Annotated in this window: 20 protein-coding genes; 7 read left to right on the top strand and 13 right to left on the bottom strand. The window is 60.3% G+C overall.

The window, feature by feature from the left end; translation table 11 throughout:
• Positions 1 to 181 precede the first annotated feature (181 nt).
• From AC5I5B_RS24690 to AC5I5B_RS24715, 6 genes are all read left to right on the top strand, one after another.
• Positions 182 to 403 (top strand): hypothetical protein, encoded by a 222-nt coding sequence (locus tag AC5I5B_RS24690; protein WP_020009963.1) that lies wholly within the window; start codon positions 182 to 184, stop codon positions 401 to 403.
• Between the two features lie 18 nt (positions 404 to 421).
• Positions 422 to 982, top strand: a complete 561-nt coding sequence (locus AC5I5B_RS24695) for a type 1 glutamine amidotransferase domain-containing protein (protein ID WP_111834557.1) — start codon at positions 422 to 424, stop codon at positions 980 to 982.
• 61 nt (positions 983 to 1043) lie between these two features.
• The gene (locus tag AC5I5B_RS24700) at positions 1044 to 1484 is read left to right on the top strand and encodes a PPC domain-containing DNA-binding protein (protein WP_020009965.1); all 441 of its coding nucleotides are present in this window, start codon (positions 1044 to 1046) and stop codon (positions 1482 to 1484) included.
• Between the two features lie 54 nt (positions 1485 to 1538).
• Complete coding sequence (locus AC5I5B_RS24705) at positions 1539 to 2399, top strand: TIGR02587 family membrane protein (RefSeq protein WP_020009966.1); 861 nt, start codon at positions 1539 to 1541, stop codon at positions 2397 to 2399.
• Positions 2400 to 2406: 7 nt separating this feature from the next.
• Positions 2407 to 2817, top strand: coding sequence for a TIGR02588 family protein (locus AC5I5B_RS24710; RefSeq protein ID WP_111834558.1), 411 nt, complete (start codon positions 2407 to 2409; stop codon positions 2815 to 2817).
• A gap of 18 nt (positions 2818 to 2835) precedes the next feature.
• Positions 2836 to 4062: an NAD(P)/FAD-dependent oxidoreductase gene (locus AC5I5B_RS24715; protein ID WP_111834559.1), complete on the top strand. Its 1227-nt coding sequence runs from the start codon at positions 2836 to 2838 to the stop codon at positions 4060 to 4062.
• 6 nt (positions 4063 to 4068) lie between these two features.
• Here the strand turns inward: AC5I5B_RS24715 and AC5I5B_RS24720 are convergent, their stop codons facing one another.
• Positions 4069 to 4554 (bottom strand): MgtC/SapB family protein, encoded by a 486-nt coding sequence (locus AC5I5B_RS24720; RefSeq protein WP_003508703.1) that lies wholly within the window; start codon positions 4552 to 4554, stop codon positions 4069 to 4071.
• A gap of 172 nt (positions 4555 to 4726) precedes the next feature.
• Here AC5I5B_RS24720 and AC5I5B_RS24725 point away from each other — a divergent pair, with 172 nt between their 5' ends.
• Entirely contained in the window at positions 4727 to 5227 is a 501-nt protein-coding gene (locus AC5I5B_RS24725) for a YciE/YciF ferroxidase family protein (protein ID WP_111834560.1), read from the top strand.
• A 68-nt stretch (positions 5228 to 5295) separates the two neighbouring features.
• Here AC5I5B_RS24725 and AC5I5B_RS24730 read toward each other — a convergent pair whose 3' ends face one another.
• From AC5I5B_RS24730 to AC5I5B_RS24785, 12 genes are all read right to left on the bottom strand, one after another.
• Entirely contained in the window at positions 5296 to 7632 is a 2337-nt protein-coding gene (locus AC5I5B_RS24730) for a glucose/quinate/shikimate family membrane-bound PQQ-dependent dehydrogenase (RefSeq protein ID WP_111834561.1), read from the bottom strand.
• 103 nt (positions 7633 to 7735) lie between these two features.
• On the bottom strand, positions 7736 to 8077 hold the full coding sequence (locus AC5I5B_RS24735) for a flagellar basal body-associated FliL family protein (protein ID WP_080867105.1): 342 nt from the start codon (positions 8075 to 8077) through the stop codon (positions 7736 to 7738).
• A gap of 494 nt (positions 8078 to 8571) precedes the next feature.
• Entirely contained in the window at positions 8572 to 9615 is a 1044-nt protein-coding gene (locus AC5I5B_RS24740; protein WP_080867104.1) for a helix-turn-helix domain-containing protein, read from the bottom strand.
• Between the two features lie 118 nt (positions 9616 to 9733).
• Positions 9734 to 10519: a 3-hydroxybutyrate dehydrogenase gene (locus AC5I5B_RS24745; RefSeq protein ID WP_099086366.1), complete on the bottom strand. Its 786-nt coding sequence runs from the start codon at positions 10517 to 10519 to the stop codon at positions 9734 to 9736.
• A gap of 4 nt (positions 10520 to 10523) precedes the next feature.
• A complete protein-coding gene (locus AC5I5B_RS24750) occupies positions 10524 to 12479 on the bottom strand; it encodes an acetoacetate--CoA ligase (protein WP_111834562.1) in 1956 nt (651 codons plus the stop codon).
• On the bottom strand, positions 12476 to 13360 hold the full coding sequence (mmsB, locus tag AC5I5B_RS24755) for a 3-hydroxyisobutyrate dehydrogenase (protein WP_111784239.1): 885 nt from the start codon (positions 13358 to 13360) through the stop codon (positions 12476 to 12478). Before mmsB ends, AC5I5B_RS24750 begins: the two co-directional genes overlap by 4 nt.
• Before the next feature lie 13 nt (positions 13361 to 13373).
• A complete protein-coding gene (locus AC5I5B_RS24760; protein ID WP_111834563.1) occupies positions 13374 to 14969 on the bottom strand; it encodes a GMC family oxidoreductase in 1596 nt (531 codons plus the stop codon).
• A 74-nt stretch (positions 14970 to 15043) separates the two neighbouring features.
• On the bottom strand, positions 15044 to 16051 hold the full coding sequence (locus AC5I5B_RS24765; protein ID WP_003508689.1) for a branched-chain amino acid ABC transporter permease: 1008 nt from the start codon (positions 16049 to 16051) through the stop codon (positions 15044 to 15046).
• A gap of 1 nt (position 16052) precedes the next feature.
• A complete protein-coding gene (locus tag AC5I5B_RS24770) occupies positions 16053 to 16940 on the bottom strand; it encodes a branched-chain amino acid ABC transporter permease (protein WP_026363562.1) in 888 nt (295 codons plus the stop codon).
• A gap of 2 nt (positions 16941 to 16942) precedes the next feature.
• Positions 16943 to 17644, bottom strand: a complete 702-nt coding sequence (locus tag AC5I5B_RS24775) for an ABC transporter ATP-binding protein (RefSeq protein ID WP_020009981.1) — start codon at positions 17642 to 17644, stop codon at positions 16943 to 16945.
• A gap of 1 nt (position 17645) precedes the next feature.
• Positions 17646 to 18431 carry an ABC transporter ATP-binding protein gene (locus tag AC5I5B_RS24780; RefSeq protein ID WP_111792985.1) on the bottom strand — a complete coding sequence of 262 codons (786 nt, stop codon included), beginning with the start codon at positions 18429 to 18431 and terminating at the stop codon, positions 17646 to 17648.
• Positions 18432 to 18460: 29 nt separating this feature from the next.
• Positions 18461 to 19669 (bottom strand): ABC transporter substrate-binding protein, encoded by a 1209-nt coding sequence (locus AC5I5B_RS24785; protein ID WP_060723414.1) that lies wholly within the window; start codon positions 19667 to 19669, stop codon positions 18461 to 18463.
• Positions 19670 to 19701: the final 32 nt, after the last annotated feature.

Below are 19701 nucleotides of genomic sequence, written 5' to 3' on the forward strand. Positions count from 1 at the left end.
GAACCATCCTTTAAAGCTCACGTTGTTCCAGCAGGAGGGCCGCCGTGTCAAACGGACACGATGGTGCCGAAGAACACCGGGATTTTTCCGTTTTCTCCCGGTGGCCAACGAAATGGCAGCCGAGCTTCTTACCCATCCGGCGCCCCTCCGTTCCCGCTTTCCACGCACAAGGAGCTGCGACATGGAAAAGACCGAAACACGCAAACTTGCGGAAGAATATCTGCGGCTCGGCGGCACCCGCAAGGTCATGATCGACGACAACAAGACCTTCGTGCGCCAATGGAAAGCCGAACCGGCGGAAGCCGAGCGATTTTGGCAAACCAACATCGAAAATCTCGATGAGAAGCGCCTCAAGGACGTGGAATTTTTCCTCCCCTCCATGAATTCCGACAAGGACGACTGAACCCACAAGGAGACAGATATGACTGCCATCAACGCCGCAAAAATCCTCATTCTCGCAACGGACGGATACGAGCGTTCCGAGCTGCGGGTGCCGTATGACCAGTTGAAGGCCAAGGGTGCGGACGTGAAGATCGCCGCCATCAAGGAGGGCGAAATCAAGAGCTGGGATAAGAAGAACTGGGGCGACAGCATCACCGTCAATCTCTCGGCCAAGACCGTAAAAACCGAAGATTTTGACGCGCTGGTTCTTCCCGGTGGCCAGATCAACCCGGATATTCTGCGCCATGACGAGGATGCGATGCGGGTGGTTCGCGATTTCGTCAAATCGGGCAAGGTGGTTGCCGCCATCTGCCATGCGCCGTGGCTGCTTGTCGAAGCGGACGCCCTGCGCGGCCGCGACGCCACTTCCTATTGGTCGATCAAGACCGACCTCAAGAATGCCGGTGCCAACTGGAAGGATGAAAAGGTGGTAACCGACAAGGGTATCATCACCTCCCGCAGCCCTGACGATCTCGATGCCTTCGTCGCCAAGATCGTGGAAGAGATTGAGGAAGGCCGTCACGAACGTCGCGCCGCTTAAGACACGAACGACATTCCCGTGCCGCCGGTTTCCGGCGGCACTTTTATTTTGGAGGAAGAATATGAAAAGCAGATTGCTGGCAAGCGGCGCGGAGCGCACCTTCATCCTCGTCATCGATCCCGAGGAAGAAGCCTTCGAGGCCATCAGGCGTTTTGCCCGGGCCGAGAACATCAACGCCGCCTCTGTCACCGCGATCGGCGCCTTCGCCACGGCAACGCTCGCCTTTTTTGATCTGTCCACGCAGGACTACAAGGAAATACCGGTCACCGAACAGAGCGAGGTCCTGAGCCTGCTTGGCGACATTACGCTTGACGAGAACGACACGCCCAATCCGCACCTGCATGTGGTTCTGGGTTTTGCCGACGGGTCCACAAAAGGCGGCCATTTTCTGAAGGGCGTGGTTCGTCCCACTCTGGAAGTCGTCATTCGCGAAACGCCCGCAGAATTGCGGCGCAGCTATAACAGGGAATTCGGCATCGCCCTTATTGACCCTGCGAAATAGACCCAACGGAACCGGAAAAACGCCATTGCGTTATCCTTCGCACGAGGGGACGGCATGGCGGCTACGGTCAATCAAAAACATGGGGAAGATGACGAGGTCAGGCAGTTCCTGATCGGCCTTGCGCGCGGCACAGCGGGTGCATTGCTGTTTGCCCTGCCCATGCTGATGACCATGGAAATGTGGTTCCTCGGTCTTTACGTCAACTCATGGCGGCTTCTGCTGCTCTGCATCCTCAACCTGCCGCTGCTTCTTCTTCTCGCCCGCCGCATCGGTTTTGAGAATATCAATTCCTGGAGCCAGGCCCTGCGAGACGCGATAACCGCCTATGGGCTGGGCATCGCTGTCAGCGCGGGCGTGCTCCTGCTGTTCGGCATTCTGAACGACCAGCTCACCGCCTCCAATATCGTCGCCAAGGTCGCGCTGCAATCCGTTCCCGCCAGCATCGGCGCGCTGCTCGGTCGCAGCCAGCTCGGCCAGCATTCCGACGCAGAGGATGAAGAGGAAGGCGAGTATTCCGGCGAGACAGGTTATCTGCACGAGCTTTTCATGATGGTGGTGGGCGCGCTCTTCCTCAACCTCAATGTCGCCCCGACGGAGGAAATGATCCTGATCGCCTACAAGGTGACGCCCTATCACGTTCTGGCCCTTTGTCTGCTGTCGATCGCCATCATGCATGGCTTTGTCTATGCGCTTCACTTCAAGGGCTCGCATCAGCTGCATGAAGGACAGCAATGGTGGCAATCCTTCATCCGCTTCACCCTGCCCGGCTATGTCATCGCCATCGCCATCAGCATCTATACGCTCTGGACCTTCGAGCGCCTCGACCACACCTCGCTGTCGCAGATCATGAATGCCGCCGTCATTCTCGGTGTTCCCGCCTCGATCGGCGCGGCGTCGGCCCGGCTGATCCTGTGAGGACAAGATGACGATATCGAAAGACGGAAAACAGACGGAAAGCGCCGATCCGCATTGGATAGAATGGGTGACGGGAACCATCTGCACCTTGCTCGTCGCCGCGATGCTCGGCTGGATCGCCTATGACATCTATCGCTATGTACCCGAGGATGCCCGCTTCGACATCGCCGTCACCAGCGTGGAGGGGCAGCCCGGGCAATATCGGGTGAAATTCGACATCCTCAACCTCTCCATGACCACCGCAGCGCAGGTGCAGGTGCGCGGCGACCTGCAGCGGAATGACGCCGCGCCGGAAAACGCCGATGTGACCTTCGATTATGTCGCCTCGGAATCGAAGGACAGCGGCACGCTTTTCTTCCGCAGCGATCCCCGCAGCGGAACGCTCACCCTCACTGTCGCCGGTTATACCGAGCCTTGACCCATTCAGGACATCTTCATGACGACACCGGAACTGACGAAAGAACGCGATCTCAGGGATTCAAAACCGGTCTGGGCCGATAGCCCGCGCATCGGCATCCGCAGCGGGCACACACCCGCCGCCGACCATTACGACACGATCGTGGTCGGCGCCGGCATCAGCGGCGCACTCGTAGCCCATGCCCTGCAAAGGCCGGGTCAATCCATGCTCATCATCGACCGGCGCGAACCGGTCATGGGCAGCAGCGTGGCCAGCACCGCAATGATACAGCACGAGATCGACACGCCGCTGACGGAACTCAGAAAGATGATCGGCAGGCCCGCGGCCGACAGGGCATGGCAGCGTTCCGCACGCGCCGTCCTGCGTCTGGAGGAAATCGTCTCCTCGCTTGGCATCTCCTGCAGCATGAAGCGCAAGCAGGCGCTTTATCTCGCCGGAGACGAAATGGGATCGCGCGCGTTGAAAGCCGAAGCGGCCGCGCGCGAAGAAGCTGGCATCGAAGCCCGCTTCCTCTCCGCTGCAGAACTGCGAGAGCAATATGGGCTGGACCGGACCGCCGCCATCCTCAGCGATATCTCGGCCTCCGCCAATCCCGCACAGCTGACGGCCGGCCTTTTGCGCCATACGGCCGGCGCAGGTGCCGAAATCGTCTCCCAGCTTGAGATCACCGATCTTAGAAACCTCGGCAACGAGGTTGTCCTCGCCACCGCCGGCGGCAAGATCCTTTCCGCGCGCAATGTCGTTTTCTGCACCGGCTATGAATTCCTGAAAATGCTGGAGAGCCCGAAACACCAGATCATCTCCACCTGGGCGCTGGCGAGCAAAAAGCGGCTCGATCTACCCGGCTGGCTGGAGAACCATATCGTCTGGGAAGCGTCCGATCCCTATCTTTACCTGCGCACCGACCGCGATGGGAGGATGATCGCCGGAGGCGAGGACGAGGAAAACCCCACCGCCTATCTGTCGGAGCGCAAGCTTTCCGCGAAGGCGAAGACGATCAGCCGCAAGATCGAAAGGCTTCTTGGCATCGATATGGGAGAGCCGGACTATCGCTGGGCCGCGGCCTTCGGCACAACCACCACCGGCCTGCCGCTGATCGGCGCGGTGCCGGGCATGAAAAACGTCTATGCCGTGATGGGTTTCGGCGGCAATGGCATCACCTTCAGCCAGATCGCCGCCGAAATCGTGGCGGCCGCCGTTAATGGCGGCAAGGACCCGGACGCCGATCTCTTCCGTTTCGGCTGATGCCCGTCAATCCTCCTTGATTCCGGTGGCCACCTGCAAGCGACGGAGCGTCCAAAGGACAACGATACCGGCGCCTGCGGCAACAAGGGCAAGCGGCCACATGCCGAGACCTGCCGAGAGGCCGATTGCCGCCGAAAGCCACATGCTGGCGCCCGTCGTCAGGCCTTTGACATCCCCTCTCGTATAAACGACCACACCCGCTGCGAGAAAGGCGATGCCCGCCGTCACGGCTTCCACCAGACGGATAGGATCGAGCCGCGCGGCCTCATGACCTTCCGCCATCGTCTCCATCATATGAATGGTGATGATGCAGAAGGTGACGGCAGCAAGGCCGATGAGCATGTTGGTGCGCAAACCGGCCGTGTTCTTGTGAAACTCCCGCTCCAGACCGATCAGGCCGCACAGGATGACCGCGCCGAACACGCGCACCAGCAGTACCTCGAAGGGGATGGAAATATTCATGGAAAATTCTTCTGCAAGGCTCTGGGGCACGTCATGTCTCCTCCCGACATTTATTCCCACTAAGTTCGGAAAGGCTGCGTTGGTTCCGCGCAGCAATATAAACGTTGCGCGCAACCGAGCCGGAACCATGGCAGCGGCAAAGGGTTTGTCTCCCGTGCGCATGGGCGCACATCATGCATTTTCACACATGGGAGAAGGACCAATGGCCGAGAAGAAACTCGACGACCTGTTTTACGACACGCTGAAGGACATCTACTACGCCGAAAGGCAGATCCTGAAGGCCCTGCCGAAAATGGCGCGGGCGGCGACAGATCCGAAGCTGAAACAGGCCTTTGAAAAGCACAAGGAAGAAACCCAGGGCCACGTCGAACGCCTGCAGGAAGTGTTCGAGATCATTGGCAAGCGCGCACAGGGCAAGACCTGCGAAGCCATCCAGGGCATTATCGCCGAGGGCGAGGAGATCATGGAGGACTTCAAGGGCACACCCGCGCTTGATGCCGGTCTCGTTTCGTCGGCACAGGCGGTCGAACACTATGAGATCGCCCGCTACGGCACGCTGAAGGCCTGGGCGGAAAAGCTGGGCCACACGAAGGCGGTTTCGCTGATGGATGCCACGCTCAAGGAAGAGGCAAAGACCGACGATGCGCTGACCGCGCTCGCCGAGACTTCGGTCAACGCCGCCGCCCAGAAAAAGGCCGCGTAATACCCTCAACAACAAAAACCGGAATGGTCACCCATTCCGGTTTTTATGTGTCTTGAAGACTGCAGAGATTACGGCAGGGTATAGGCGATCACATAATCGCCCGGCTTGGTTCCGACGGAACCGTGACCACCTGCAACCATCACCACATATTGCTTGCCGCCCTCCAGCGCATAGGTCATGGGCGTTGCCTGGCCGCCGGCCGGCAGGCGCGCTTCCCATAGCTGCTTGCCGGTGGTGAGGTCATAGGCGCGCAGATAGTTGTCGACGGCAGCGCCGAGGAAGGCCACGCCACCCTTGGTGATCATCGGCCCGCCAATACCAGGCACACCCACCTTGAAGGGCAGTGGCAGCGGCGTCATGTCATAGACCGTGCCGTTCTTGTGCTTGTAGGCGATATCGCCGGTGCGCAGGTCGGCACCCGTGACATAACCCCATGGCGGGGCCTGGCAGGGAATTTTCAGCGGACCGAGGAACGGACCCATGAACACGCCGTAGGGTGCGCCGTCATTGCGGTTCAGTCCCTGTTCGCTACCCTTCTCGTCCTGCCCCTTCGGCGGAATGTCGGCGCGCGGCACGAGCTGCGAGGTGAAGGCGAGATATGTCGGCATGCCGAACATGACCTGGCGTTCGGGATCAACCGCCACGCTGCCCCAGTTGAAGGTGCCGAAATTGCCGGGATAGATGATCGAGCCGGTCAGTGACGGCGGCGTATAGCGGCCCTTGTAGTTCAGCTGATGGAAGCGGATGCGGCAGGCGAGTTGGTCGAACATGGAGACGCCCCACATGTCCTTTTCCTGCAATGGCTCCGGCTTGAACGACAAGGCCGTCGTCGGCTGCGTCGGTGAGGTGAAATCCTCAGGGATCGCACCGCCCGGCGCCGGCTCCTCCGTGATCGGCAGAAGCGGCTCGCCGGTGCGCCGGTCGAGAACGTAGATATCGCCCTGCTTGGTCGGGCCGACGAGAGCCGGGATGGTCTGGCCGTCCTTGGTGATGTCGAGCAGCACCGGCTGGGCCGGCACGTCCATGTCCCAGAGATCGTGATGAACCGTCTGGCGCACCCAGCGATCCTTGCCGGTGTTAATATCGAGCGCGACGATGGAGGAAGAATATTTCTCCACATTCTCGCTGCGGCCCATGCCGAGCTGATCGGGCACCTGATTGCCGAGCGGTATATAAACGAGACCGAGGCCTTCATCATAACTGAAGACCGACCAGCTGTTGGGCGAATTGGTGGTGTAGGTTTCACCCGCCGCAATCGGTTCGGTTTTCGCCGGATTGCCGGAATCCCAGTTCCAGACGAGCGCACCGCTATTCACATCGAAAGCGCGGATGACACCGGACTGTTCCTGCGTGGAATAGTTGTCGTTCACCGCGCCGCCGATGATGATCTTGCCCGCCGCGATGACCGGCGGCGAGGTCGAATAATAATAGCCGGCAGGATTGTATTTCATGCCCTGCTCAAGATGCAGCACACCCTGATCGGCAAAAGACGTGCAGACCTGACCGGTGGCCGCGTCAAGCGCGATCAACCGCGCATCCGAGGTCGGCAGGTAGACGCGTTGGGCGCAGGCCGTGCCTTCAGCAGCATTGGGCTCGGCATAATAGGACACGCCGCGGCAGGTCTGGTGCTGGCGGTCCGGATTAAGACCGACATTCGGGTCATATTTCCACTTTTCCTTGCCGGTGGCGGCATCGATGGCAATCGCCCAATTATGCGGTGTGCAGATATAAAGCGTATTGCCGATCTTGAGCGGCGTCACCTGATAGGTGGTTTCCCCCACATCATCAGGCAGCTTCACATCACCAGTCTGGTAACGCCAGGCTTCCTTGAGCTGCGAGACATTCTCGACATTGACCTGGGTCAGCGGCGAATAACGCTGTCCATAGGGCGTGCGGCCATATTGATGCCAGTCACCGTCAGGCACATTGCCGCCATAGGCGGGCGTGGCGGAGGCGGTTTCCTGCGGCAGGGAACCTGCCGTGTCGTGTGGATCCTGCGCCATGGAATATCCGGCCACGACGATGGAGGCGAGCACGGAGAGCGCAAGCGGCCAGGCGTTCGGCCCGTAGCGAAGCCCGGTGGGGCTCGCAAAACCGAGCGGCTTCCGGACCCATGGAACCAGAAGCCAAAGGCCGATGAGAATGACGATGCCGCCGCGCGGGCCAAGCTGCCACCAGTCGAAGCCGACTTCCCAGATAGCCCAGGCGAGCGTGGCGACAATGAAGACGGCATAGACGTGAAGGGCTGCGCGATTGCGCTTGAACAGCAGAACGGCCGTCAACAGGAAGGCCAGTCCGGAAAGCACGTAATAGAAGCTCCCGCCCAGCATGATGAGCTGAGAGCCGAAACCGAACAGCCCAAGACCGATCAGCGTAAGAACAACTGCAGTGACGGTGACTGCCATGAATGAAACCCCCGATTCCTGTCACTTTGCGTGAAATGAAATCGGGCGCAATCTGGTTCCATGGAAATTATCATCATCGCGAAAAAACTTCACGCTAGGGTGGTCACGGGTTTTGCGGCGCCCCTGTCGAATCCTGTGGCGAGGGGTTTGTCTCTGTCGATGACGGCGGTTGGACGCGGCCATTCGCGGGATTGTTGTCGAAGCTTCCCGATCCGGACGGCTGCTGCGGCACGGGCGCAGTCTCGGTCTGCGGGTTCTGCGGCAGGTTTTGGTCGGGTTCGAAAACGGAATATTCGACGACAGCCCAGACCACCAATGCAAGAAGCACGCTGACGATCAGAATGACAAGGACGGGACGTCCGCGCGATCCCTGCCGCGCACGCGTTGCCGTTTCGCTTTTCGGAGCATCCCGACTGTCGAGATAGCTGGCATTTTCTCTGGCCATGTCTTTCACTCCCTGTAACCCTGTTGATCTAATCCTTGGGGTCAGGGTTTTGTTCCAGATCGCTGGAGAACGACGTTAACTGCACTCGGCCGGCAAACGCGCCCTGTCACAGTCTTCCGCATCCAGCGCGCTGAAGCTTTGCCCAAGCCCGAGCCAGGAAACCGGCAGGCGTGCTTCGCCGTCATCCGTTTCCGACGGATCGTCTGCGGGGCTGTCTGAATTCGCCGATGGCAGGGGCGATGGCGACCTGTGAAATGTGGCGCCGGAAAAGGAGAGGTGTTGTTTTACCGCATGGCGCCATTGGCGACACAGGTCCAGAAAAGCGAGGATTCTCAGCATCATGATTGTCAGGCAATATATTGATAAAAATAACGCGCCCTGTTTGGCACGTCTGGAAGACATGCGCATCCCCATCGCGCCGCAGCCGCAGCGAATGGTCGGATTGTGCCAACAAACCGTCATAAAGTGTCAGAACGGCGCACGGCCAATCGTCATCAGCGGCCGAGCTGCACGATCCAGCGTGTCCATTCCGCGCTATCCGGCTTCAGAATATCCGACGTGAGGTCGCGGTTTTCCGAAGCGAAATGCCGCATTTGACGCGGCGAAAGGCCGAAAGTCTTCTTGAAGACGCGGCTGAAATTTTCCGGATTGGTGAAACCATAGGACGCGGCCACCTCGGCAATCGTCATATGCGCCGATTGCGGCGCCCGCAGGAAATCCATCGCGCGTTCGAGACGTCGGTGGGTGATACAGGCCGAAAACCCGCCAAGCGGCTCGAAGAGCCGGTAGACGGTGCGTCGCGACACACCGAATTCGCCCATGACCTTTTCCACCGACAGGGCCGGATCGAGAAGGTGACTGTCGATATAACGGCGGATGGATGCCCTGAGCGCCCGCTGCACGCCCTGCGCATTGTCTTCCCGGACATGATTGTTGATGGCGGCCGCAGCCAGTTCCAGAAGCGGCGAGACCGTGGCTGCACCCTCGCTGGCGTTCATGACGTCGAAATGGCGGTAGATGCTCGTCATCGTTTCGCGCAGCAGCGATACCAGCGGCAAGCCGGCCGGCAGCACGCGTTCATGATGATTGCCGGAACCGGCAAGCCTGCCTTCCAGCAGCCGGCGCGGCACGACGAGGCTGAGATGATCGTGATCCGAGGTGGCAGTGGCCAGCGGCTGCGCCATATCGATGAGATAGAGGTCGCCCGGACCAGCGGTCTCGCCCGATCCGCGCCGCGACATGCTCTTCCCGCTGGCATAAAATTGCAGGAGAAAACCGTCCATGCCGTCGCGGGCAAGCTTGTGGCGCGAACGGTCGAAATCCTGCGCCGAAGACTGGGTGCGACCGAGCGCAACATTACCGATGAAAGCGGCGTCCACGCTGGCGAAAAAACCATCATCCTGCGAGCGGCGCAGGCGAGCATCAAAAAGCACGTTGATTGAATCCCGCCACAACGCCATGGCGTCGCGTTTCGGCACCTGACGCGTATCGAAGCGCGAACGCGCCAGCGGCGCTTCAAAAGACCCTGTGTTGATCATGCCGCTTTTCCGTGAACACGGCGCTAACCCCACCGTTCCCGAAAACTATACAGGATTGAAATCGCCTAACAATACCAGAAACCAGCGCGATCGTTCGCTTCAGGCGCGTGCGCGAAATTTATTTCGCCGTCCAGCCGCCATCGATGGAAATGGTGGTGCCGGTGATGGAGCGCGCCATATCACCAGCGAGATAAAGCGCCATTTCCGCCACTTCTTCCGGTTGCACAAACCGTCTGGTCGGCTGCGGCGCAAGCATCACCTTCTTCACCACTTCCTCCTCGCTCATGCCGTGCACGCGCGCCTGATCGGCGACCTGGGCGGCGACAAGCGGGGTCCAGACATAACCGGGGCAGATGGCGTTGCAGGTAATGCCGAGTTCGGCGACTTCCAGCGCCACGCTTTTCGTCAGGCCCACCACCGCATGTTTGGTCGCCACATAAGGCCCCTTGAAGGGTGACGCGCGCAGACCATGGGCGGAGGCGATGTTGACGATGCGGCCCCAGCCCCTTTCCTTCATGCCGGGCAGCGCCGCATGGATGGTGTGAAAGGCGCTGTCGAGCGAGATGGCGACGATGCGGGAGAAATCGGCGAAATCGAACTCGTCGATCGGCGCAACCTTCTGGATGCCCGCATTGTTGACGAGGACGTCGATATGACCAAATTCGGCGATGACGGTTTCCGGCAGATGCGCGCTTTCATCATAATTGGCGAGATTGGCGGAAAAATAGACCGGCCTGTGCCGCGCCGCCTGTGCCACCATCTCCAGGGCCTGCGTCGCCTCCTCCGTCGTCTCTATGCCATGCACCGCGACCAGATATCCCGCTTCGGCGAAACGCCTGGCGATGGCGAGCCCAATGCCGCTGGTGGAACCCGTGACCAGCACGGTTTTTGGTTGATCCTCCATCGGCCTAGTCCTTCAGCTGCGGCAGGTTGCGGAAAAGTTCGAGCGCTTCAGGATTTGCAAGCGCATCGGCATTCTTCACCGCGCGGCCATGGATGGTATCGCGGACCGCGATTTCGGAAATCTTCCCCGAACGGGTGCGGGGAATGGCGCTGACGGCAATGATTTTTGCCGGGACATGCCGCGGCGTGGCGCCCGAGCGGATGCGGCTGCGGATGGTTTTTTCCAGCTCTTCCGTCAGGGTCGCGCCGCCCTTCATGCGCAGGAAGAGGATGACCCTCTGGTCACCGTCAATATCCTGCCCGACGGCAATCGCCTCCTCGACTTCAGGCACGGTTTCCACCTGCCGGTAGATTTCCGCAGTCCCGATGCGGACCCCGCCGGGATTGAGGGTCGTGTCCGAACGCCCATGGATGACATATCCGCCCGAGGGGCGCATTTCGGCGAAATCGCCATGCGCCCAGATGCCGGGGAACCGATCGAAATAGGCGGCCTGATACCGCGAACCGTCCTCGTCGCCCCAGAACTTCACCGGCATGGACAGATGCGCGTTGCGGCAGACGAGTTCGCCGGCGACACCGCGAACCGAACGGCCATCATCATCCAGCGTGTCAATATCCATACCGAGCATCGCACCCTGCAATTCGCCGCGATGCACGGGCTGTAGAGGATTGCCGCCGAGGAAACACGCGCAGATATCAGTACCGCCGGAAATGGAGGCGAGATGCACATCGGGCTTCCAGTCGCGATAGATATAATCGAAGGATTGCGGGATGAGCGGCGAGCCTGTGGAAAGGATCGTTCTGAGCGACGAAAGGTCATGGCTTTCGCGCGGTTTCAACCCGGCCTTCAGGCAGGCATCGATAAACTTCGCCGATGTGCCGAAAGTGGCGATCCGTTCGGCATCGATGAGATCGATCAGCCGCGCGGATGTTGGATAACCGGGATTGCCGTCATAGGTGACAAGCGTTGCGCCGAGCGCCAGACCCGAAACCTGCCAGTTCCACATCATCCAGCCGCAGGTGGTGAAATAGAAAAAGCGCTCACCTTCCTGAATATCGCATTGCAGTTTCAGCTCTTTCATATGCTGAAGAAGCAGGCCGCCGCCGGAATGGGTGATGCATTTCGGCTTGCCTGTTGTGCCGGAGGAATAAAGGATCGCCAGCGGCGCCTTGACGGGCAGACGGTTGAAGGCAATCTCGCCCGCCGCATAAGGCGCGACGAAATCCTTGAGCGTCACACAGTCGAGATCGGCGAGGCTTTCGGGAACGGCATCGCCGATCAGCACGATCTTTTCAGGAGCCGCACTTTCCGCCACCGCACGGATGGTCGGGCCGACATCGATGCGTTTGCCGGCATAACCATATTCCGACACGGCGATGAGGATTTTCGGGTCGATCTGCGACAGGCGGTCGGAAGCGCCGGCCGGGCCGAAATCCGGCGAGCAGGAAGACCAGATGGCTCCAATGGCGCTGACAGCCAGATAGCTGACGATCGCCTCGATATCATGGGTGACGATGGCGCCGACGCGGTCGCCTTCCTTCACGCCCGCATCAACGAGCGCCTGCACCATCAGGGACACTTCGTCGTAAAGCTGTCTGCGGCTGATCTCGCGCCGTGTGCCATCGTCGCGATGGGCGATGATGGCCAGCCGATCGTCGGCATCGCGCAGCAGATTTTCGGCGTAATTGAGCCTTGCGCCCGGATAGAACTCAGCGTCTCGTATAGTCTTGCCGGGTTTGAATGCCATCTCGCTGCGGGTTCCGATAATGCCGAGTTCGTCCCAAAGCGCATCGTAAAATTCGTTCGGCGCGTCGATCGACCAATGCAGCAGGCCGGCGTAGTCATCAGCCGCCTGCTTGTGCAGCTCTGCAGTTCTGGCCGCGAATGAAAACAGAGCCGAGTGCTTCACCCTCTTCTCCGGCGGCACCCATAAGATGTCGGATGGCGCGGCGTCCGTCATGCTTTGCCCCCGCGCAGCATTTCGACGATAGCGGAAAAATCGCGCCCGCCGCTCCCGTCATCAACGAAATTCTCATAAAGCGCCGCCGCAGCTGCACCGAGCGGGGTGGTGGCCCCGGCACCGTTCGCAGCCTCCTGCGAAAGCTTCAGATCCTTGAGCATCAAGGCCGCCGCAAATCCGGGCTGGTAGTCCTTGTTGGCTGGTGATGTCGGCACCGGTCCCGGCACCGGGCAATAGGTGGTGAGCGACCAGCATTGCCCCGAAGAGGTGGAGGCGACATCGAACAGCGCCTGATGCGAAAGGCCGAGTTTTTCGCCCAGCACGAAGGCTTCGGAAACGGCGATCATGGAAATACCGAGGATCATGTTGTTGCAGATCTTGGCAGCCTGCCCGTTGCCGCCCTTGCCGCAATGCACGATCTTCTTGCCCATCGCTTCCAGCACCGGCTTTGCGGACGCAAAGGCTTGCCCCTCGCCGCCGCACATGAAGGTCAGGGTGCCGGCAGCAGCGCCACCCGTGCCCCCGGAGACCGGCGCGTCAACAGAGGGGCAACCGGCGGAAGCGGCCAGTTCATGCGCCTTCAGCGCGCTTTCCATATCCACCGTCGAGCAATCGATGAGCAGCGTGCCGGCAGATACCTTTTTAACCAGATCGCCATAGGCGGAAACGACATGTTCGCCCTTCGGCAGCATGGTGATGATCACCTCAGCCGCTTCGATGGCCTCGGCGGAATCCGCGGCAACGGGAATGCCCGCCTCTTTCGCCGCCGCGCGGCAGGCGTCGGCAAGATCGTAACCCCTGACGGCATAACCCGCCTTGACGAGATTGGCGGCCATCGGCAGGCCCATATGTCCCAGCCCGAGAAAAGCGACGGTCTTCATCGGTGCGCTCCTTTCAGCGATTATCCGCAAGGATCATGTCGGCGGCCTTTTCGGCAATCATGATCGTCGGCGAATTGGTATTTCCGGATGTGATGCGCGGCATCACCGAGGCATCGGCGACACGCAGCCCGGCAAGCCGCCGGAACTTCAGCCGCGCATCGACAACGCTTTCCATATCCGACCCCATGCGCAGCGTGCCGACGGGGTGGAAGATGGTGGTGCCGATATCGCCCGCCGCTTTGGCGAGATCATTGTCGTTTTCAAAGGAGGAGCCGGGCCGGTATTCCTCCGGCTTGAAGCGTGCGAAGGCCGGCTGGGCGACGATGCGGCGCGTCAGCCGCATGGCGTCGATCGCCACCTGACGGTCGCCTTCGGTGGAAAGATAGTTCGGGCGGATTTCCGGCTGCATGGCGAAATCCGGTCCTTTCACATGCACTGAGCCGCGGCTTTCCGGCCGCAGATTGCAGACACTTGCGGTAATGGCCGGAAAAGTGTGAACCGGATCACCAAACTTGTCGAGCGAAACCGGCTGGACATGATATTCCAGATCGGCTGTTTCCTTTTCCGGCGAGGAGCGGGTGAAGACGCCGAGCTGGCTCGGCGCCATCGACATCGGCCCGGAGCGGGTGAGCGCATATTCGAGACCGATCCTCGCCTTGCCGAACAGGGTGGAGGCCCTTTCATTCAACGTCAGGACGCCGGAGACCTTGTAGACCATGCGCAGCTGCAGATGGTCCTGCAGGTTCTCGCCCACACCCTGGACCTCCGCCACCGTATCGATACCGGCAGCCTGCAACACATCGCCACGACCGACACCGGAAAGCTCCAGAATATGCGGCGAGCCGATCGCACCGGCGGACAGCACCGTCTCGCGCCGGGCGCGCATCTTTTTCAAGACGCCGTCATGGTGGAACTCCACGCCCGTCACCCGGCCTTCTTCGATGATGAGACGCTTGACATGCGCCTTGGTCAGAACCGTCAGGTTCTTGCGGCCAAGCGCCGGCTTCAGGAAGGCTTTTGCCGTGTTCCAGCGCCAGCCGGCCCGCTGGTTCACATCGAAATAACCGGCGCCTTCATTGTCGCCCCGGTTGAAATCATCGGTCGCGGGAATGCCGGCTTCTCCTGCCGCCCTCTGGAAGGCGTCAAGCACATCCCAGCGCACGCGCGCCTTCTCCACGCGCCATTCACCGCCGGCAGAGTGCAAGTCGCTTTTGCCGCGATAAAAATCTTCCGATTTCAGGAAATAGGGCAGGATGTCGTCCCACCCCCAGCCCTCGCAACCAAGCTGCCGCCAGAGATCATAGTCCCGCGCCTGCCCGCGCATATAGATCATGCCGTTGATGGAGGAGCAGCCGCCCAGCACCTTGCCGCGCGGATAGATCAGCGAACGGCCGTTAAGCCCCGGCTCTTCCGCCGTCTTGAAACACCAGTCGGTGCGCGGATTGTTGATGCAATAGAGATAACCGACCGGAATATGGATCCAGTGGTAGTTGTCGTTGCCGCCAGCCTCCAGCAGCAGCACGCGGTTGTTCGGATCTTTCGAAAGGCGGTTGGCGAGGACACATCCGGCACTCCCCGCTCCGATGACGATATAGTCATATTCGCCCATGCTTTTCTCCATGCGCCGCCCTTGCCGCACCGTCCCGGACGCGGGGGAAGCCTTTCACGTGTTTTCAAAAATCTCTAGCCGCGGTGCTGGAAGCCGAGTTTTCTCCCGAGCCACGACGCATAAAATTCGCCGATCAGACCACGCCGGAACACCAGAACGCAGGCCATGAAGACAAGCCCGGTGATGATGGTGACCGGGAAATCCGATGTCGCGAGATAGTTCTGCAGGGTGACAACGAGACCCGCGCCGAAGATAGGGCCGATCATGGTGCCGATGCCGCCGAGCAGCGTCATCAGGATCACCTCGCCCGACATCTGCCAGGTGACGTCGGTCAGCGTCGCGAACTGGAAGACCAGCGCCTTCAGACCGCCCGCAAGACCGGCCAGCGCCGCCGACATGACGAAAGCACCCAGCTTGTAACGCTGCACGCTGTAACCCAGCGAAATGGCGCGCTGCTCGTTTTCACGGATCGACTTCAGGATCATGCCGAAGGGCGAGTTGACGAAACGCCAGATGACCAGAAGTGCCAGGACAAAGGCGGCCAGCACCGTGTAATAAATATTGAGCGGCGCATTGAGATCGAGAAGGCCGAAAAGATGGCCGCGCGGCACGCCCTGCAAGCCGTCCTCGCCATGGGTAAACGGCGCCTGAAGGCAGAAGAAATAAAACATCTGCGATAGCGCGAGCGTAATCATGGCGAAATAGATGCCCTGACGGCGAATGGCGAAAAAGCCGATGACGAGGCCGAGAAGGGCCGCGCCCGCCATGCCGATGACAAGGCCGATCTCCGGCGTAACGCCCCATTCCTTCACCGAATAGGCGGTGAAATAGGCGGCGCCGCCGAAAAACGCCGCATGGCCGAAGGACAACAGCCCCGTATAACCGATCAGCAGGTTGAAGGCGCAGGCGAACAGCGCAAAGCACAGAAGCTTCATCAGAAAGATCGGGTAAACGAACATCGGCGCGGCGATCAACACGGCAAGACCCGCCAGTATGAGAACGGTCTTGATGGTTCCGGCGGTCGCGGAAACTTCCGTCTGCGGCAGCGTGCCGGCAGTGGGGCTATGGGTGGCTTTGGACATATCAGGCGTCCTTTCCGAAAAGTCCGGCGGGGCGGATGAGCAGCACAAAGGCCATGATGACGAAGATGACGATATTGGAGGCTTCCGGGTAGAACACCTTGGTGAGGCCCTCTGCGACGCCCAGCATGTAACCGGTGACGATGGCGCCCATGATCGACCCCATGCCGCCGACCACGACAACCGCGAAGACGACGATGATGAGGTTGGTGCCCATCAGCGGCGAGACCTGATAGATGGGCGCGGCGAGAACCCCGGTGAACCCGGCAAGGCCCGCACCCAGCGCGTAGGTCAGCGTCAGGAGAACGGGCACATTGATGCCGAAAGCCTGCACCAATGTCGGGTTTTCGGTGGCAGCGCGCAGATAGGAGCCAAGACGCGTCTTTTCGATCAAAGCCCAGGTGGCAATGCAGACGATGAGTGAAATCACGACGACGAAAGCGCGGTAATTCGGCAGGAACATGAAGCCGAGATTGGTGCCGCCGGCAAGCTCGCGGGGAACCGAATAGGGCTGGCCCGCCGCGCCATAAAGCCAGCGGAACGTGCCTTCCACCACCAGCGCCAGGCCGAAGGTGAAAAGCAGCCCGTAAAGCGGATCGAGATCATAAAGCCGCGACAGCAGGAAGCGTTCGATGATCGCGCCGAAAAGCGCGACGACAAGCGGCGTGACGATGAGCGCCACCCAGAAAGTGATGCCGAAATACTGAAGGCCGAGAAAGGCCACGAAAGCGCCGAGCATATATTGCGCGCCATGGGCAAAATTGATGACGCGCAGCAGGCCGAAAATGACGGCAAGGCCGAGCGACAGCAGCGCATAAAAGGACCCATTGATGAGGCCCACCAGCAATTGCCCGAGCAGTGCCTGAATTGGAACGCCGAAGATCATTGTCATGGTTAAACCCCCAGCACCTTGTTGAGCTCGCCCATGCGGCCGGAAAGCTCGCCGACCGGAAAATTGCTGACCATCTGGCCGTGATCCATCAGATAGAAACGGTCAGCGATGCGGCTCGCAAAACGGAAATTCTGTTCGACCAGAACCACGGTCATGCCGCGGCTCTTCAGTTTCTGCAGCACCTCGCCGATGCGCTGCACGATGACAGGGGCAAGTCCCTCAGTCGGTTCGTCCAGCAGCAGCACCTTTACCCCGGTGCGCAGGATGCGCGCCATGGCCAGCATCTGCTGCTCGCCGCCGGAAAGCTTGGTGCCGGGGCTGGTACGGCGTTCGTAGAGATTGGGAAACAGCTCGTAGATTTCATCGAGCGTCATGCCACCGGATGCGACGACGGGCGGTAGCTTCAGGTTTTCCTCGACGCTCAGCGTCGCGAAGATGCCGCGCTCTTCCGGCACAAAACCAAGACCGTATTTCGCCGTGCGATGCAGCGGCACCGGCATCAGATCCTTGCCGCCGAGCTTGATGACGCCCTTGCGGTTGCGGATGATGCCCATGATGGTGCGCAGCGTCGTGGTCTTGCCCACGCCGTTGCGTCCGAGAATGGTGATGGTTTCGCCTTCGCCGACGGTTAGGTCGACGCCGTGCAGGGCCTGGCTTTCGCCGTACCAGGATTTCAGGTTGGAGACTTCGAGCATTGCCGCCATATCAAGCCTCCTCCGTGCCCATGTAAGCCGTGCGCACGCGCGGATCAGCGGAAACGGCGGCATAATCGCCTTCCGCCAGAATTTCCCCCCGCTGCAGCACCGTGACGTGGTGGCAGATATCGGCCACGACCTTCAGATTGTGTTCGACCATCAGCACCGCACGGGTTTTGGCCACCTCGCGGATGAGCTCGGCGACATGCGAGACATCTTCCCCGCCCATACCGGCCATCGGCTCATCAAGCAGCAGCACCTTCGGGTCGAGCGCCAGCGTGGTGGCGATTTCGAGAACGCGCTTGCGACCATAGGAAAGATCGGCCGCAAGCGCATGTTTTTCCCGCGTCAGGCCAACCGTTGCGATCAGCTCCTCGGCGCGCGCATTGAGCCTGTCGAGCGACGACAGGGGTAACCAGAATTGCGTTGAAAGGTTGTTGGGCCTTTGCAACGCCACCCGCACATTCTCCAGAACCGTTAGATGCGGAAACACCGCCGATATCTGGAAGGACCTGACGAGGCCGAGACGCGCCACCTTGTCCGGCGGCGTCCTTGTTATGTCCGTTTCCATGAAGGTGATCGCCCCGCCCGTCGGCTGGAGAAACTTGGTCAACAAATTGAAGACCGTAGTCTTGCCGGCGCCGTTCGGGCCGATCAGCGCATGCACGCGGGCGTGATGCACGTCGAGATCGACGTTTTTCACGGCTGCGAATGCACCGAAGGTCTTGGTGAGACCACGCGCCGAAAGAACGACGCGAGGTTCGGCCTGCCCGGCGGGGGCGGGAGCGATCGTCATGAAACTTTCCCCTTTATTGCGTCAGTCTTTTATTGCGTTACCAGCGGGCAACCGCTTTTTGCGGGGTCCATGAAGGCTTCCTTGCCGGGAATGGTGGCGAGCACCTTGTAATAATCCCACGGCTGCTTGCTCTCGTCCGGCTTCTTCACTTCCATGAGATACATGTCGTGGATCATGCGGCCATTGGCGGCCACATGGCCATCCTTCGAGAAGACGTCGTTGACGGGCATTTCCTTCATGGCCTTGGCGACGGCATCAGCATCGTCGGTGCCGGCCTTTTCGATGGCTTTCAGGTAATGCAGCACGGCGGAATAGGTGCCGGCATGCACCATGTTCGGCATGGCGCCGGTGCGTTCCTTGAAGCGTTCGCCGAATTTGCGCGATTCATCGTCGCGGTCCCAATAAAAGCCTTCCGTCAGCGTCAGTCCCTGGGCCGCTTCAAGACCGAGGCCGTGGACTTCGGCGAGCGTGAAGAGAAGGGCCGCAAGCCGCTGGCCGCCGGCGACGATGCCGAATTCGGCCGCCTGCTTGATGGCGTTGGAGGTATCGAGACCGGCATTGGCAAGACCGATGACCTTCGCGCCCGAGGACTGCGCCTGCAGCAGGAAGGAGGAATAATCCGTCGTGGCAAGCGGATGGCGCACGGAGCCCAGCACCTTGCCGCCATTGGCCTTGACGAAATTCGCGGTATTTTCTTCCAGCGAATAACCGAAGGCATAATCTGCGGTCAGGAAGAACCAGCTGTCGCCGCCCTGCTTCACCAGCGCGCCGCCGGTGCCGACCGCCAGCGAATAGGTGTCATAGGCCCAATGGAAACCATAGGGGCTGCACTGCTTGCCGGTCAGTTCGGTGGTTGCCGCCCCGGTGTTGACGGTGATCTTCTTCTTGTCCTTGGAGAGCGCCTGCACGGCAAGGCCGACCGACGACGAGGTCAGTTCCATGATCGAATCGACCTGTTCGGTATCGTACCATTGGCGGGCGATATTGGAGGCCACATCCGCCTTGTTCTGGTGGTCGGCGGTCACCACCTCAACCGGCGCGTTCAGCACCTTGCCGCCGAAATCCTCAACCGCCATCTTCGCGGCTTCATAAGAGTACTTGCCGCCGAAATTGGCGTAGACACCCGACTGGTCGTTCAGGATGCCGATCTTGACCTTGCCGTCTGAAATCTCGGCGGCATAAGCGGCGGTGCCCGCGGCCAGTGCCATGGCCGTGGATAAAAGGATACTCTTGCGCATGACTTCTCCTCCCAGAGATGATTGCGAGCCTC

The organism is Agrobacterium sp., from assembly GCF_059499945.1.